General features: G+C 59.5%; 11 protein-coding genes. 3 read left to right on the top strand and 8 right to left on the bottom strand.

Annotated features, from left to right (window positions below):
* Positions 1-76 precede the first annotated feature (76 nt).
* The 3 genes from lepA to ACM64M_RS07095 all read right to left on the bottom strand — a co-directional run bounded on the left by lepA (position 77) and on the right by ACM64M_RS07095 (position 6,514).
* Positions 77-1,894 (bottom strand): translation elongation factor 4, encoded by a 1,818-nt coding sequence (lepA, locus tag ACM64M_RS07105; protein WP_416227977.1) that lies wholly within the window; start codon positions 1,892-1,894, stop codon positions 77-79.
* 78 nt (positions 1,895-1,972) lie between these two features.
* Positions 1,973-4,183: a putative bifunctional diguanylate cyclase/phosphodiesterase gene (locus tag ACM64M_RS07100; protein ID WP_416227976.1), complete on the bottom strand. Its 2,211-nt coding sequence runs from the start codon at positions 4,181-4,183 to the stop codon at positions 1,973-1,975.
* A 153-nt stretch (positions 4,184-4,336) separates the two neighbouring features.
* The gene (locus ACM64M_RS07095) at positions 4,337-6,514 is read right to left on the bottom strand and encodes an EAL domain-containing protein (RefSeq protein WP_416227975.1); all 2,178 of its coding nucleotides are present in this window, start codon (positions 6,512-6,514) and stop codon (positions 4,337-4,339) included.
* Positions 6,515-6,747: 233 nt separating this feature from the next.
* On the opposite strand from ACM64M_RS07095, the gene ACM64M_RS07090 reads away from it, so the two are divergent.
* The 3 genes from ACM64M_RS07090 to ACM64M_RS07080 all read left to right on the top strand — a co-directional run bounded on the left by ACM64M_RS07090 (position 6,748) and on the right by ACM64M_RS07080 (position 11,272).
* Positions 6,748-8,445: a PHA/PHB synthase family protein gene (locus tag ACM64M_RS07090; RefSeq protein ID WP_416227974.1), complete on the top strand. Its 1,698-nt coding sequence runs from the start codon at positions 6,748-6,750 to the stop codon at positions 8,443-8,445.
* A 121-nt stretch (positions 8,446-8,566) separates the two neighbouring features.
* The gene (locus ACM64M_RS07085; protein WP_416227973.1) at positions 8,567-9,427 is read left to right on the top strand and encodes an alpha/beta fold hydrolase; all 861 of its coding nucleotides are present in this window, start codon (positions 8,567-8,569) and stop codon (positions 9,425-9,427) included.
* Positions 9,428-9,505: 78 nt separating this feature from the next.
* Positions 9,506-11,272, top strand: a complete 1,767-nt coding sequence (locus tag ACM64M_RS07080; protein WP_416227972.1) for an N-acyl-D-amino-acid deacylase family protein — start codon at positions 9,506-9,508, stop codon at positions 11,270-11,272.
* Between the two features lie 8 nt (positions 11,273-11,280).
* Here the strand turns inward: ACM64M_RS07080 and ACM64M_RS07075 are convergent, their stop codons facing one another.
* The 5 genes from ACM64M_RS07075 to fabD form a co-directional block, all read right to left on the bottom strand.
* Positions 11,281-12,366, bottom strand: a complete 1,086-nt coding sequence (locus ACM64M_RS07075) for a DUF2855 family protein (RefSeq protein WP_416227971.1) — start codon at positions 12,364-12,366, stop codon at positions 11,281-11,283.
* A 65-nt stretch (positions 12,367-12,431) separates the two neighbouring features.
* Positions 12,432-12,839, bottom strand: a complete 408-nt coding sequence (locus ACM64M_RS07070) for a hypothetical protein (RefSeq protein WP_416227970.1) — start codon at positions 12,837-12,839, stop codon at positions 12,432-12,434.
* Positions 12,840-12,900: 61 nt separating this feature from the next.
* Positions 12,901-14,028, bottom strand: a complete 1,128-nt coding sequence (gene dnaN, locus ACM64M_RS07065; protein WP_416227969.1) for a DNA polymerase III subunit beta — start codon at positions 14,026-14,028, stop codon at positions 12,901-12,903.
* Positions 14,029-14,202: 174 nt separating this feature from the next.
* Positions 14,203-14,955 carry a 3-oxoacyl-[acyl-carrier-protein] reductase gene (fabG, locus tag ACM64M_RS07060; RefSeq protein ID WP_416227968.1) on the bottom strand — a complete coding sequence of 251 codons (753 nt, stop codon included), beginning with the start codon at positions 14,953-14,955 and terminating at the stop codon, positions 14,203-14,205.
* Entirely contained in the window at positions 14,955-15,893 is a 939-nt protein-coding gene (gene fabD, locus ACM64M_RS07055; protein ID WP_416227967.1) for an ACP S-malonyltransferase, read from the bottom strand. The genes fabG and fabD overlap by 1 nt, the downstream gene beginning before the upstream one ends.
* Positions 15,894-15,916 lie beyond the last annotated feature (23 nt).

Genomic DNA, 15,916 nt, shown 5'->3' with positions numbered 1-15,916 from the left:
CTGTAATTTGTCCGGCGCGGGGCCAGATGGGGTGTTTGGGTGCGGATGAATCACCGGGGTCAAGCAGGAGGGCGCCTTATTCCTCGCCCATCCGCAGCGCCGCGATGAACGCCTCCTGCGGGATGCTCACATTGCCATATTCGCGCATCCGCGCCTTGCCCTTTTTCTGCTTTTCCAGCAGTTTTTTCTTCCGGGAAATATCCCCGCCGTAACATTTGGCGGTCACGTCCTTGCGCATCGCGGCGATGGTTTCGCGGGCGATGATCTTGCCGCCGATCGCGGCTTGCACGGGGATTTTGAACAGATGGCGCGGGATCAGGTCTTTCAGCCGCTCGCACATGCCGCGCCCGCGTTCCTCCGCGACACCGGCATGCACGATCAGTGACAGCGCATCGACCGGCTCAGCATTGACGAGGATGTTCATCTTCACCAGATCCCCTTCGCGCAGGCCGATCTGTTCGTAATCGAAGCTGGCATAGCCGCGGCTGATGCTTTTCAGCCGGTCGTAGAAATCGAACACGACCTCGTTGAGCGGCAATTCATAGGTCACCTGCGCGCGCCCGCCGACATAGGTGAGGTCGGTCTGTACCCCGCGCCGGTCCTGACACAGTTTCAGGATGCTGCCGAGATATTCGTCGGGTGTGTAGATCACCGCCTTGATCCACGGTTCCTCGATCACGGCGATGCGGTTGACATCGGGCCAATCGGCCGGATTGTGGATCAGCATCTCGCGCGCGTCCTCGGTCTTGGACTTGGACAATTGCAGGCGGTAAACGACCGACGGCGCGGTGGTGATGAGGTCGAGATCATATTCGCGGCTCAGCCGTTCCTGAATAATCTCCAGATGGAGCAGGCCGAGAAAGCCGGCGCGAAACCCAAAGCCCAATGCGGCAGACGATTCCATCTCATAGGTGAAACTGGCATCGTTGAGCCGCAGCTTGCCGATGCTTTCGCGCAGTTTTTCGAATTCGGCGGCATCGACCGGGAACAGCCCGCAGAACACCACCGGCTGCACTTCCTTATAGCCGGGCAGCGCCTCTGCCGCGCCGTTTTTCACCGTGGTGATGGTGTCGCCGACGCGGGCCTGTTCGACTTCCTTGATCTGCGCGGTGATGAAGCCGATTTCGCCGGGGCCAAGCTCCGCCAGATCGGTGCGTTTGGGGGTGAAGCAGCCGACCCGGTCGACCAGATGCTGTGTGCCGCCCTGCATGAACTTGATGCTCAGCCCCTTGTGCAGCACGCCTTCGATGACGCGCACCAGAATGACGACGCCGAGGTAAGGGTCATACCAGCTGTCCACCAGCGAGGCTTTCAATGGCTGATTGCGGTCGCCTTTCGGGGGGGGGATCTTGTTGACCACCGCTTCGAGCACGGCTTCGATCCCGATGCCCGATTTGGCGCTGGCGAGCACCGCTTCGGAGGCGTCGAGGCCGATGATGTCTTCGATTTCGGCGCGGACCTTTTCGGGTTCGGCGGCGGGCAGGTCGATCTTGTTGATGACGGGGACGATTTCGTGGTCGTGCTCGATCGACTGATAGACATTGGCGAGGGTCTGCGCCTCGACCCCTTGCGCCGCATCCACCACCAGCAGCGCGCCTTCGCAGGCAGCGAGGCTGCGCGAGACTTCGTAGGCGAAGTCGACGTGGCCGGGGGTGTCCATCAGGTTGAGCTGATAGGTCTCGCCGTCCTTGGCGGTGTAATTGAGCCGGACGGTCTGCGCCTTGATGGTGATGCCGCGCTCTTTCTCGATGTCCATATTGTCGAGCACCTGCTCGGACATCTCGCGGTCGGTCAGCCCCCCGGTGAACTGGATCAGCCGGTCGGCAAGCGTAGATTTGCCGTGGTCAATATGCGCGATTATGCTGAAATTGCGAATTTTGGAAAGTTCTGTCATTTGAAAGCGCGTTTAGCGTCGCGTTCTGGCGCTGTCATTCGAGAAAATTGCAACTATGCCGGGTTTCCCGCTGATACGTCAGGCGGCATCGTGCCGGGTCGGCGCCGCATAGCCGAATTGCGGGATGCTGCCCGCGCCCTGCCCTAACAATCCGCCCTGCATCGCGTTGTAATTGCCCTGTGACAGCGCAGCGAGCGGTGTCCCGGCAGAAGCCAGCGCATAGGGGCTCACCCGGTTGCGGGTGCACAATCCGCCAGAGCCATCATCGACCAGCGACTGTTCAAATTCCAGCCCCTGCGTATCGCCATTGGTGCGGATAACAGTGGCGACCGCCAACTGGCCGCCGCCCAGATCGACCACGAACTGGGTGCCTTTGGGCACATCGCTCAGCCCCTGAATCAATGCCCCGCTGCGCGACAGATTGCGCAGGGTCACTTCGTAGGAATGGTCGTCATGGATAACCTGAATCTTGCGGAACACTGTGCGCCGCTTGGCGCGTTTCATCCGGTCGCCGCTGGGGGCAATTTTCCATAACTCGCCGACCAGCTCGGTTTCGACCACATCGCTGGTGACCGGATCGGAGAAGATCGGGCCTTGCATATGTTTGACACCGCATTCCTTAAGCCGTGCGAACATTTCAGTGGTTTCGATCCCGTTAGCAATCGTGTCCATTTCCAGCGCACCAGCCAGCGCCACAATTGCACGGATCAAACCCAGTTCTTTGCTGTCATGCTGTTCCGCTTCGCTGACCAGCGCTTCATCGATCTTGATCGTGTCAAACGGTGCGCGGCGCAAATAGGCGAGGCTGGAATAACCGCTGCCAAATTCGTCCAGCGTCAACCGCACCCCGAGCTTGAACAATTGCGCCAGCGTGCGGTCGACCGCATTGGCATCTCCAAAAAACACCGCTTCGCTAATTTCCAGTTCCAGCCGGTGCGCCGCCAAATCGGCCTGTTCCAAGGCTTCTGCAACCGCGTCGACAAAACCGTCATGCGCAAACAGGGCGACCGGAATATTGACCGCCAGCCGGATCGTATCCGGCCACTGCGCGGCATGGCGGCATGCCTCGCGGATCGCCCAAGTGCCCACTTCGACCACCTGGCTCGATCCATCAAGGATCAGGGCAAATTCTTCCTCGTCAATTTCGCCGCGTTGATCGTGCATCCAGCAAATGTGCGTTTCCAACGCGCGCACCGTTCCGTCTTCTGCACTGACCATCGGTTCAAACTTTAGGAAGAGCTGCTCTTCCTGCACTGCAACCCCAAGGTTTTCTTCCAACCGTCGGCGAAACAAGGCTTCGTTTTCAAGCTCGCCGGAAAAGAACCGGTACTGGCCGCGCCCGCCATTTTTCGCCGCATACAGTGCGAGATCGGCAGAGCGCACCACGTCGTCCGCGTTCACCCCGTCATGCGGCGCAATCGCAATGCCGATGGAGGCACCGATGACACAGCGCCCCTCTTCGAGCGAATAGGGCTGGCGCAGCATTGTTATGACTTTGAGGGCAATCTCGCCCAATTCACCGCGATCATCCTTGTCAGGGATCATCACTTGAAACTCGTCGCCGCCCAGCCTGCCAATCTCGCATTCGACTTCAAGCGAACGTTGCAGGCGGTCAGCAACCTGTTTGAGCAATTCATCGCCCGCCGCATGACCAAGCGTATCATTGACGTGTTTGAACTTATCGAGATCAAGCATCATCACCGCGCAATTGCGCTTGGCCGCTTTGAACGCGGTGAGAGTGGATTCGATCCGGTGCTTCATCCGGTAGCGATTGGACAGTCCGGTCAGCGAATCGTATTTCGCCAGCCGCACCGTTTCCTCTTCGCGGAAGAATTCATCAGTGATGTCCGAACCGGTGCCGCGAAAGCCGGCAAACTTCTCACCATTGAAAGCTGGTCTGCCCGACAAACGCAGGACGGCGCCCTCCGGCCGCTTTTCTGCGCGCACCGCAATGCCAGAAAACGATTTATGCGCACCCAGCATCAGCGATAGCGATTTGGATCGCCCGTCACGGTCGGCGCATACGAACATGTTGCTGAGCGGCTGCCCCAGTATTTCTATCAGAGGAACCTCGATGCGGTCGGCAATCGCCGCGCTCAGATAGGTAATGTTGCCTTGAGCATCACTGGCCCAGAACCATCCCAGTCCAGACTGTTCCAGTTCATCGAGCATCGCCAGTTTTTCGGTGTCGGATAGGGCGCTGGAAGTGTGGGTGCTGGCAGCGCCGAATGCACCGCCCGATCTCAAACCGCTCTTTGCCAAGAAACCCTTGAGAGGCACCCATGCCATCCTTTCATCAATGCGGAGTCAAAGCCCAAAACGCGCCAGAGCGCAGACACCGCGCGTCCTTCACCACTCGTAAATCCGGTTGGTTATTTTTTGCCTAAGATGGCAAGTTAACAGCAGGATAAACGGACGCTGCTGTAGAGTCAGCCACAGCAATCAATGCTTGCCGATTTCGACTTGGATAAAGCTTTTGGTGCCAGATCTGATCGCGCCGGTAATCGCCGCCACGGCTTCATCATTGAGCGCTCGCAAGGGCCGGCCCGCCGCTTCGATCTGATAGGGAGAGACCCGGTGGCGGGTGCAAAGACCGTCGGCACCGTCGCTGATTAACGGGGTCTCAAATTCGACACCTTGGCTGAACCCTTCGGAGCGGCGGACCCTTGCCACGGCAAGCTGTCCTCCGCCCAGATCGAGCACAATGTCGGTGCCCACGGGCACGTCGAGCAGCCCTTCGACCTTTGCGCCGGTTTTCGAAAGGTTGCGCAGAAACACATTATAGCGGTCATTTCCGTGGATCAGGCCGATCTTGCGGAATTCAGTGCGCCGGTCAGAACGATATTTTTCCGGGCCACGCGGGGTAAATTCGATTTCGCCCGCCTCCAGCCTTTGCAGAATTTCCGCTCCTGGGATGGCACGCGAAAACAGCATCCCTTGCAGATGGGTCGCACCCTGTTCGGTGACGGCCCGCATTTCATCCTTGGTTTCAACGCCTTCGGCCACGGTTTCCATACCCAGTGCCCGTGCCAGGCTGACCACGGCAGCGATGATGGCATCATTCTTGTTGTCTTCGGCGGTGCAGCCGCGCACAAAACTCTGGTCGATCTTGATTTTGTCAAACGGTGCATCGCGCAAATAGCCGAGCGAAGAATAGCCCGTGCCGAAATCATCGAGCGAGAGCCGCACGCCCAGTTCCTTGAGCGCGTTGAACAACCGAAAGGCCCGCTCCATATCTCCGACAAACACGCTTTCGGTGATTTCCAGTTCCAGACGGGAGGGGTCGATGCCGGTGGACCTGAGCGCTTGCTTGACCACATCAACGAAATCGTCGGCATCAAACTGAACCGCCGAAACATTGACCGCAGCCCGCACATGACCCGGCCAGGTCTGGACAGTTTCGCACACTTTATGCAGCGCCCATGCGCCCAACTCGCGGATCATCCCGACTTCTTCAGCTACGGGGATGAAATCGGCGGGAGAGATCATGCCTCGCTCGCTGTGATTCCAGCGCATCAAAGCCTCGACACAGACGACCTGATGGTTCTTGGCGTCGACGATCGGCTGGTAATGCATTTCCAGTTCTTCACGGTTCAACGCATCACGCAGGTCTGATTCAATCTGGTGACGGTGGCTGGCCTTGTCCCGCAACTCGCTGGAATAAAACCGGAATTGCCCGCGCCCGCCGCCCTTGGCCGAATAGAGCGCAAGGTCGGCTGCCTTGACCAGCTCGTCTTCCTGAATGCCGTCAAACGGGGCGACCGCAATGCCGACCGAACAGCCAATCACTGCCCGCAGGCCATTAATCGTATAGGGCTGCGAGATCATCTGGATCACTCGCATACCCAGTTCGCCCAGCACCCCGCGATCATCCTCGTCGGGCAGGATCACCTGAAACTCGTCGCCGCCAATGCGACCGATTTCCACCGCGTCGCCAAGCACGCGCTTGAGCCGTGCGGCAACCTGCTTGAGCAATTCGTCACCCGCCGGATGGCCCATGGTGTCATTGACTTGCTTGAACCGATCGAGGTCGATCAGCATGATCGCGCAGGACCGTTTTGAGGCCCGGAACGCGGTTAGCGTCGCGCCCAATTGATGCGACATCCGGTGGCGATTGGACAGCCCCGTCAGCGAATCATAGCGTGACAGCTTTTCCGCATGTTGCTTGGCTTCATACGTATCAGACACATCACGCGCGATGCCATGATAGCCAGCAAAATTACCCGCTGCATCAGTTTGCGGGACCGCCGCGATCTCCCACCATGAATGGCCGTTGCCCATTTCCAGTTTGACGGTGACTGGCTTGATAGAACCGCGCGAGGCAAGCTGAAATTTCAGCGGCCGTTCGTGCCCGCTGCCGCCAGTGTCTTCGACTGGCTGGAAAAATTCGGTGATCGGCCTTGCGATGATCTCTTCGACCGGTTTGCCAACGCGCTGCGCCGCAGGCGAGGAGATATAGGTCAAATGGCCGTTTGCATCGCTCGCCCAGAACCATCCCAGATCCGATTTTTCCAGGCTTTCGAGCAGGTTTGCCCGGCTGATCGCGTTGAACGCACCGGCAGGCGCATCGCTGTGCGCGTCAGCCTTTCCGTTCTGAATTCGCGAAAGCAAGCCGGCCATTGGTCCCTGGTCCCCGTTCTTTTGAAAAGCGCAGCGTTGCATAGCTTTCAAAGGGTGAAAGAATGGCTAATTGCGCTTAACCCTTGGCGACCTCATCCGTCGCGCGAGACGGTCCTAAGGAATTGCAGCGCCGCTTGCGCTTGTCAGGAGCCATTTTGCAGGTCATTTGTTGACGAGCGTGTAAATGGACACAGTTCGGCAACAGCGACCGGACGAGATTGGGGAGAGACGGGATGCCAAGTGGCAAGGTAAAACTCGAAAACGAGGCTGCGCAATCGACCAGCGCGCTGGGCCCGTTGGTGGGTGTGGCGCGTGAGGATTTCGTCAGCGCGGTGGCGCTGTTGCTCCGCGAAACCGCCTCAGACCCTGGCCGCGCGTTTCGCCATGCGCAGTCGATGGGTGAAGACATGGTCAAGATCATGACCGGCAAAAGTGAACTTGCCCCCCATCCCAAGGACAAGCGGTTCATGGACCCGGCGTGGCAATACAATCCGTTCTTCCGTGCCGGGGCGCAATATTACCTCGCCGTGCAAAAGGGTATGCGAAACTGGCTAGAAGACCTTGAGCTGGATGAGCTGGAGCGCAACCGCGCCAATTTCATCTCCAACATCATTCTTGACGGGATCGCCCCGACCAACACGTTGATCGGCAACCCATCGGCGCAAAAGCAGATCATCAATTCAGGCGGACTGTCGCTGATCAAGGGGTTACAAAACGCCTATAACGACATTGTCCATAACAAGGGCATGGTAAGTCAGGTCGACAAACGCCCGTTCAAGCTGGGCAAGAACATCGCCACGTCCAAAGGCAATGTCGTGCTGCGGACAGAGATGATGGAACTGATCCATTATGCGCCGACCACGGATGAAGTCTATGCGATCCCGCAACTGACCATCCCGCCGCAGATCAACAAGATGTATATCAACGACCTGTCGCCGGAAAAATCGATCATCAAATGGCAGGTCGATAACGGGCTTCAGACCTTCGTGATTTCGTGGCGCAATCCGTCAAAGGAACAGGGCCACTGGGACATGGCCGATTACATCGCCAGCTGCGAGGAAGCGCTGGCGGCGGTGGCGGAGATCACCGGATCGAAAAGGGTCAATGTGTCCGCCGGGTGTTCAGGCGGGCAGACCGCATCGGTGCTCGCATCCAAACTCGCGGCGACGGGTAATGATGTTCTGGGCACACTGACGCTGATGGTGTGTGTGCTTCACCCTAAACAGACCGATATCGAGGCTGGATCGCTGGTCAGCGAAAACGGCATGGCGCTTGCCCGGCAACGCGCAGCCAAGGCCGGGATCATCAAGGCCGATGATCTGGCCCGCGGCTTTGCGTGGCTGCGGCCCAACGATCTGATCTGGAACTATGTCATCAACAATTACCTGCTCGGAATGGATCCGCCCGCATTTGACGTGCTGTTCTGGAATTCGGATGCGACCAATCTTTCCGCCAGCCTGATGGGCGATTTCCTTACTCTGTATGAACAGCTCGCATTCTCAACGCCGGGAACGGTCGAAATGGCCGATCACAAGGTGGACCTAACCAAGGTCACCGCTGATCTGTTCATCCTCGGCGGGGTAACCGACCACATCACTCCGTGGAAGGCGACCTATCGTTCGACCCAATTGTTCGGATCAAAGAACGTCACCTATGTGCTTAGCCAGTCGGGCCACATGCAGGCAATCCTCAACCCGCCCAGCAATCCCAAGGCGGTCTATTTCGTGCAGAAGAAAAAGGGCAAACTGCCCGCCACCGCCGATGAATGGCTGCAAGGCACCGAAGAGGTCAAGAGCAGTTGGTGGCCGTACTGGATGGAATGGATTCAGGCGCGGTCGGGCAGCAAGCAGCCCGCGCCCGCCGAAGTCGGCAGCAAGGCGCATCCGCCGCAAGAAGCCGCGCCCGGACTCTACGTTGTCGAAGAAGTCTGATACTAGCCCTACCGCAAGGTCAGATTTTCAACTTATGGGGGGCACGTGTCGCAAGGGATCTGCGACATGTGCCCCCCACCCAGCGCCGAGATGACGCGCGTATTAAAAGGACGCGATTGAAGTGAGCAATGCAATGGACGGCGCGGTCGTCACCATGGAGAAAGTGGGCGGCCGGACGCTACGGGTTGCCCGCTGGCGGCTGGATCAGCCATCCGATCACCTGCCCGTGTTGTTCTTCAACGGCATCGGCGCAAATATCGAAGCCGTAGCCCCGCTTGCCGAAGCCTTAAACGAGCGTCCCTTCATCATGTTCGACATGCCGGGCGTGGGCGAATCGCCTGACCCGGTGCTGCCCTACAATCCCTTCACCATGAGCTGGACCGCAGCCCAATTGCTCGATTTGCTTGGTGTCGAAGAGGTCGATGTGATGGGGATCAGCTGGGGCGGCGGGATGGCGCAACATTTCGCCATGCAGCACGCCGCGCGCACCCGCCGGGTCGTGCTGATTGCAACCAGCGCAGGCATGTTGATGATGCCCGGCAGCCCCAAAGCGCTGACCAAGATGGCCAATCCGCGCCGCTATATCGACCCCGATTTCATGCTCAAGAATTTCGAGACGCTTTATGGTGAGGGTCTGGGCAAATCGCAGGGCAAAGGCGGGCATATGTCGCGGCTTAAACCGCCCTCCCCGCGCGGTTACATGTATCAATTGCTGTGTATGCTCGGCTGGTCCAGCGCGCCCGCTTTGCCGTTCCTGCTGAAACAGGACACGCTGATCATGATGGGCGATGACGATGCGATCGTGCCGCTGGCCAATGGCAAGTTTCTGAATATGCTGATCCCCAACAGCGAACTGGTTGTGATGGAAGGAGGCGGGCACCTGTTCCTGCTGAGCCACAGGGACGAATGTGTCGCCGCAATGCGCGGTTTCCTCGATCGGGCAGTAGCATCGGCGGAACGCGCTGGGGCCTACGCAGCTTAACAAAGCCCTGCTTCGTCACGGTCATCTGGACAGCCCTTTATATTTGCGACATTCTCCGGGTCAAAAGGGAGAGATACAATGGCGCAGTTTGACCTCATCATCAGGGGCGGCACAATTGTCGATGGTACCGGAGCGCAGCGCTTCACCGGCGATGTCGCAATAAAGGACGGTCTGATCGCGGCGGTCGGCGCGGTGAATGGCGCGGCAAAGCGCGAAATCGACGCAACCGGCAGGATCGTCGCCCCCGGTTTTGTTGACATTCACACCCATTACGACGGTCAAGCAACCTGGGATCAGGAAATGGCCCCGTCGAGCTGGCACGGCGTCACAACCGTCGTAGTGGGCAATTGCGGGGTCGGATTCGCGCCCGCCAAGCCCGACCGTCACGAATGGCTCATCAGCCTGATGGAGGGGGTCGAGGACATTCCCGGCACCGCGCTGTCCGAAGGGATGACATGGGATTGGGAGACTTTCCCCGAATATCTTGACGCGCTGGAGAAACTGCCGCGCAGCGTCGATATTGGCACCCATGTCCCTCACGGCGCAGTGCGCGCCTATGTCCTGGGAGAGCGCGAGCAGCCCGGCGCAGTGCCAACCGAGGCCGACATCAAAGCGATGGCGGACATTGTCGAAGAAGGCGTGCGCGCTGGCGCTCTGGGCTTTTCCACCTCGCGCACAGTGCTGCACAAATCGGTCGATGGGGAGCTGGTCCCCGGCACGACAGCCACGCCCGAAGAACTGGTCGCCATCGGCCATGCGATGGGCCGCGCGCGGGCAGCAGGCGGTCACGCCGTGTTCGAAATGGCGAGCGATCTGCAACGCGACTGGAATGAATTTGAATGGATGGGCCGATTGAGCCGCGAGGCAGGCATCCCCGTTACCTTCGCCGCGCTGGAAAGCATCGCCAAGGAAATGCCGCTGGCCGAACAGATCGCCACGATGCGCGCCGAAAACGACAATGGCGCCAACATCGTTGCGCAGATCGCGCTGCGCGGCAACGGCATCATTATGGCATGGCAGGGCACGGTAAACCCCTTCGCCTTTCGCCCGAGCTGGCAGGCGATCAAGGAACTGCCATGGAACGAGCAAAAGGCCAAACTGCTCGATCCGGCGTTCAAAAAGCAATTGCTGTCCGAAGCCAATGACTATTCCGAGGCACCAATGGACATCATCGGCGTGGTGATGGTCATCACCCAAGGGTGGGCGCTGCAGTATGAAATGGACCCCGATTTCGATTACGAACCCGATGCCAGCGCCAGCGTGAATGCCCGCGCCCGCGCCGCCGGGGTGGACCCGCAGGAATACGCCTATGACATGCTGTGCGCAGACGGCGCGACTGGCTTCATCTATCTGCCGATCCTGAATTATGCCGATGGCAATCTCGATTTCCTGCACCCGCTGCAGCACGCCGACGATACCGTCAATTCGTTGTCGGATGGCGGAGCGCATTGTGGGACAATCTGCGACGCGGCCTCGCCCACCTTCATGCTCGAACATTGGGTGAAGAATCGTAAGCGCGGGGACCGGATCAGCCTCGAAAACGCAATCAAGCGCCAGTGCCGCGACACCGCTGTGCTTTACGGGCTGGAGGATCGCGGCCTTATCGCGCCCGGTTTTCTGGCCGACATAAACGTGATCGACATGGACCGGCTGAAACTCGGTCGGCCGTGGCTCGCTTTCGACCTGCCCGCAGGCGGCAAGCGGTTGCTGCAAAAAGCCGATGGCTATGTCTGCACGATCAAGAATGGCACCGTCACCTTCGAAGAGGGTAAATGGACCGGCGAAACTCCCGGCGGCCTGATCCGCGGACCACAACGCGCCGAGCTGGCCGAAGCGGCGGAGTAAACTGCGGCCTAAGGCTCGATCACGATGCCCTTGGCCGGATCGACACTGCCGCCGACCATTTCCAGAAAGGTCGTGCGCGCAGCGTCGAGGCCCTTTTGCGGGACGATATCGACTGCGCCTTCGACCGATTTGAGGAAACCGCGCCAGGCGGCGGCGGCCATCTGCCCGCCTTCGTTTGCACCGTGCTCTTTGAAGAAGGCGACGAAGTGATCGGGGGCAAAGAACAGCGCAGGTTTGGGTCCGGGTAGGCTCGCCGTCCCACCGAAGCCAGAGCCGCGTTCCTCGATATGGGTCGCGCCGACAAGGCAGGAATATTTGAGGGCATGACCAAAATGGTGGTGGATGCTGGCGAGGAGTTTCGCATTCCCTGCAAAATCGACGCTGACGGTCGGTTCGGCCGCGATGCTGCCGAGGTCATCATAAGCCACGACCTCATCATACAGCCCGGTTGAACGAACGAAGTCCAGATTGCCCGCCGAGGTCAGGCCAATCCGCTTGATGCCGGGTGACGCCTGTTTCGCGCAGCTGGCCAGTCCCATCGCGGTTTTCGACGATGCGCTGGTCATCACCACCTGGCCCGCGCCGAACCACTCCTCACTGCGCATGAAATAATCGATGATAAACCCGGTCTTGAACAGCGGACCATAGATCATCCGCTCATTCTCACGCGCGGGATCATGCTCCGGATCAGCGGAGAGCCGGGTGTAATTGTTGTAAACCGGGCTCATCGGCTGGCGATAGTCGGTCATGTCAGAAAAGCCGCCGGGGTGGACCTTGCCCGGCACCGCATCGAGATGCGTGGCCATCGGCAGGTAACCGTAAACCCGCTCTCCTACGGCGATGTCGGGGCACTTGCTTTCGATCACCTGCGCGTGACCCCACATCGGGACAATGCCCAGACCCTCTGGCGCGGGAAAGAAATTCCAATAGCCGAACCCGTCGCCGACCACGGCATAAGTGATGTTGTTGGCAGTGACTGAAAAGCTTTCGACCTTCAACCGCACCGCGCCATCAGCCAATTCGCCAAGCGGCGAGTGAGCCAGCACGGCATGGGTGAGTTCAGCCTTGCGGACGTGGACCTGAGCCTGAGTCATTACCGGATTCTCCTTTTCGGGGGCACATTACCCGATCAGACCGCCCAATCCCATCATACTGAGGATTATTCCTGCGGCGGCGTATCAGCCTGTTCATCTGTGCTGGCAGGCGAAGGCTGCAATTGCGACAGCGCGCTGCCCGCAGCCTGCAACCGGGCACCAAAGGCACGCATGCGGATCGAGCAGGTCTGTTCGATCTCTGCCGGATTGCTCGCCAGATAGACCGGATAGCGCGCGGTGAATGCCTCGGTCAGCTTGATCCCGCGCTGCGCCTCATAGCGGCCAACGAAATAGGTAAAGGCCGAGGTCAGCCCGACGCGGTTGTCGGGCGTCATCTCAGCATCCATTTCCGCCATCAATGCGCCAACGAAAATTGCGCAGTCGAGATCATCGTCGGCGCTGAACGCCGGTTCAAACGTCTCCGGCGACTGCGCGAGTAGCGGAGCCGAAGCGCCCAACACCAGCAGTGCCATGACCGCCCCCATCACCGCACGAGCGGATGAAACCTTCGCTGACCCCCGCATCACAGCCCCGTCAAACCCGCATCGGCATGAGAACGTAGAGCGCCGGACTATCCTCGCTCTCCCGGATCAGCGTTGGCGCGCCCGCGTCAGCAAGGTGCAGTTCAATCTCTGCGGAATCGAATTGCCCCAGAATATCCTTGAGATAATTGGCGTTGAACCCGATCTCGAACCCTTCGCTGTTGTAAGTCGCGGCAAGCTCCTCGGCGGCATTGCCATTGTCGGGAGAGGTGACCGACAGCGTGACCTTGTCCGGTTCCAGCCCCATTTTCACCGCGCGGGTTTTTTCTGTGGCGATGGTGGCTACACGGTCTACCCCTTGGAAAAACAGCTTGGGATCAACCTTCAGCAGCTTGTCATTGCCGGTCGGGATAACGCGGCTGTAATCGGGGAAAGTCCCGTCGATAAGCTTGCTGGTCAGCACCGTGCCGCTTTCGCCTGAGAAGGTGAAGCGGATCTTGCTGGCGGAAAGATCGACCTGCACCTGACCGTCAAGCTTTTCCTCGAGCAATTTGCGCAACTCCCCAACGGCTTTACGCGGGATGATGACATCGGGCATCCCCTCCGCCCCGTCAGGCCGTGCCATAGTGAAACGCGCCAGCCGGTGACCATCGGTCGCAGCGGCCTTCAGAACGGGCTCATCCGCATCGGTAACATGCAGGAATATGCCGTTGAGATAATAGCGTGTTTCTTCGGTCGAGATGGCAAAGCGCGTGGCGTCGATCATCTGCGCCAAAGTGCGCGCGGGAATCTCAAAACTGGTTGGCAAATCGCCTTCAACGATCACCGGGAAATCATCGCGCGGCAGCGTTGGCAGTTTGAACCGGCTGCGCCCCGCTTTCACCTCCATGCGATTTTCATTGGTTTCCAGACTTACCTGGCTGCCATCGGGCAATTTGCGCGCAATATCGAACAGCAGATGCGCCGACACCGTGATCGCGCCGGGCACTTCAACCGAGGCCGCCGCCATGGTTTCGACCACTTGCAGATCAAGGTCGGTCGCCATCACCTTGACGCTGCCGCCTGCGCTGGCGTCGATCAGGACGTTGGAAAGGATCGGAATGGTGTTGCGGCGTTCAACCACCGACTGCACATGGGAAAGACACCCCAGCAGCGTCGCGCGTTCGATCGTGGCCTTCATCAGCTTTGCCTATCTTCTTGTGCCTTGCGCGGCACCGATAGTGGCGGAATCGCCCCTGTGGTGCCGGACTGTCGGAAAACCTTAGCGTCCCGCACAATACGGGCAAGTTTGCGGTTGCGCGAGGGCAGATTCGATTGGGGATAAGGGCCAAACTGACACCACTTCCACCGGTAATCACCCCAGCATCGCCATTCCGCCGTTCACATGCAGCGTTTCGCCGGTGATATAGCCCGCCTCGCGGCTCGCCAGAAATGCCGCAGCCGCGCCGATATGATCGCCGCTGCCCATCTTGCCCATCGGAATGCGCGCATTGATCGCGGCCTGTTGTTTTTCGTCCAGAGCAGAGGTCATCGGCGTGCTGATAAACCCCGGCGCAATGCAATTGGCGGTGATCCCGCGACTGGCGATTTCCTGCGCAAAGCTTTTGGTCATGCCGGTAAGGCCGGCCTTGGCAGCACAATAGTTCATCTGACCCGGATTGCCTGTGTGCCCAACGACGCTGGTGATATTGATAATGCGGCCAAATCGCGCCTTCATCATCGGCTTGGCGCTGGCACGCATCAGGCGGAACGAAGATTCAAGGTTGATTGCGATCACTTCGTCCCATTCTTCGTCCTTCATCCGCATGCCGAGGTTATCGCGGGTGATCCCCGCGTTGTTCACCAGAATGTCGATCCCGCCCAGCGTATCGAGCGTGGCGGGGATCAATTCTTCGACCTGCACCCGGTCAGACAGATTGCAGGTGATCTCGACATGCTCACCGCCGAATTCTTCGTGCAATTGTTCGCGGAAGGACCGCAGCTTTGACCCATTGGAACCAGAGATCGCCACCCGCGCGCCCTGTTTGGCCAGCGCAATCGCAATCGCCGAACCAATCCCCCCGCTCGCACCCGTCACCAGTGCGTTCATTCCATCAAGCCTGAACATCAGTTGATCTCCTTTGCAAACGCTTCAAGGTCTTCCATCGTAACCAGGCTTTGCGTCACCGCTTCCTTGTCGATCCGGCCGATCATCGGGCCGAGCACCTTGCCGCCGAGCTCGATGAAGCTCTCCGCCCCGTCGGCGCGCATTGCCAGCACGCTTTCGCGCCAGCGCACGCGTCCCGTCACCTGCTCAATCAGCAGCGCGCGTTCTTCTTCGGGGTCGGTGACCTTGGCGGCGGTGACGTTGGCAAAGATCGGCAGCGCGAGCGCCCCCGGCGGGGATTCAGCTAGCGCCTCCGCCATCCGGTCCGCCGCCGGCTGCATCAACGAGCAGTGGAAGGGGGCGGAGACCGGCAGCAACACCCCGCGCTTTATTCCGTGATCCTTCACCATCGCAACCGCGCGTTCCACCGCGCTGCGATGTCCCGAAATCACCACCTGCGTTGGATCATTGTCATTGGCGACTTCGCAAATGTCCTGTTCTGAGGCCATGGCGGCAAGCGCGGTCGCCTTTTCGATGTCGGCCCCCAGCAATGCCGCCATCGCGCCCTCGCCCACCGGAACGGCGGCCTGCATCGCCTGCCCGCGCAGTTTCAGCAGCCGCGCAGTCGTCGCCAGATCGAACGCGCCAACAGCACACAGCGCGGTGTATTCGCCCAGCGAGTGCCCTGCGACACAGGCCGCGCGCTCCGCCAATCGCACGCCGAACTCCGCCTCCAGCACGCGCAGGGTCGCAATCGCATTGGCCATAATCGCGGGCTGAGCATTCTCGGTCAGAGTCAGTTGATCTTCCGACCCATCGCGCATGATTGCCGACAATTTCTGACCGAGTGACTCATCGACCTCTTCAAACACGGCGCGCGCAGCCGGGCTGACGGCGGAAAGCTCTGCGCCCATGCCGACCTTCTGGCTGCCCTGACCGGGGAAAACGAATGCTCGCATGAAAAACCTCCTGTAGGTCCGCG

The sequence above is a fragment of the Qipengyuania sp. ASV99 genome, assembly GCF_047872805.1.
Taxonomy (GTDB): Bacteria; Pseudomonadota; Alphaproteobacteria; order Sphingomonadales; family Sphingomonadaceae; genus Erythrobacter.
The sequence above is the reverse complement of the archived record's forward strand: the minus strand, read 5'-3'. Positions and strand labels throughout refer to the sequence as shown.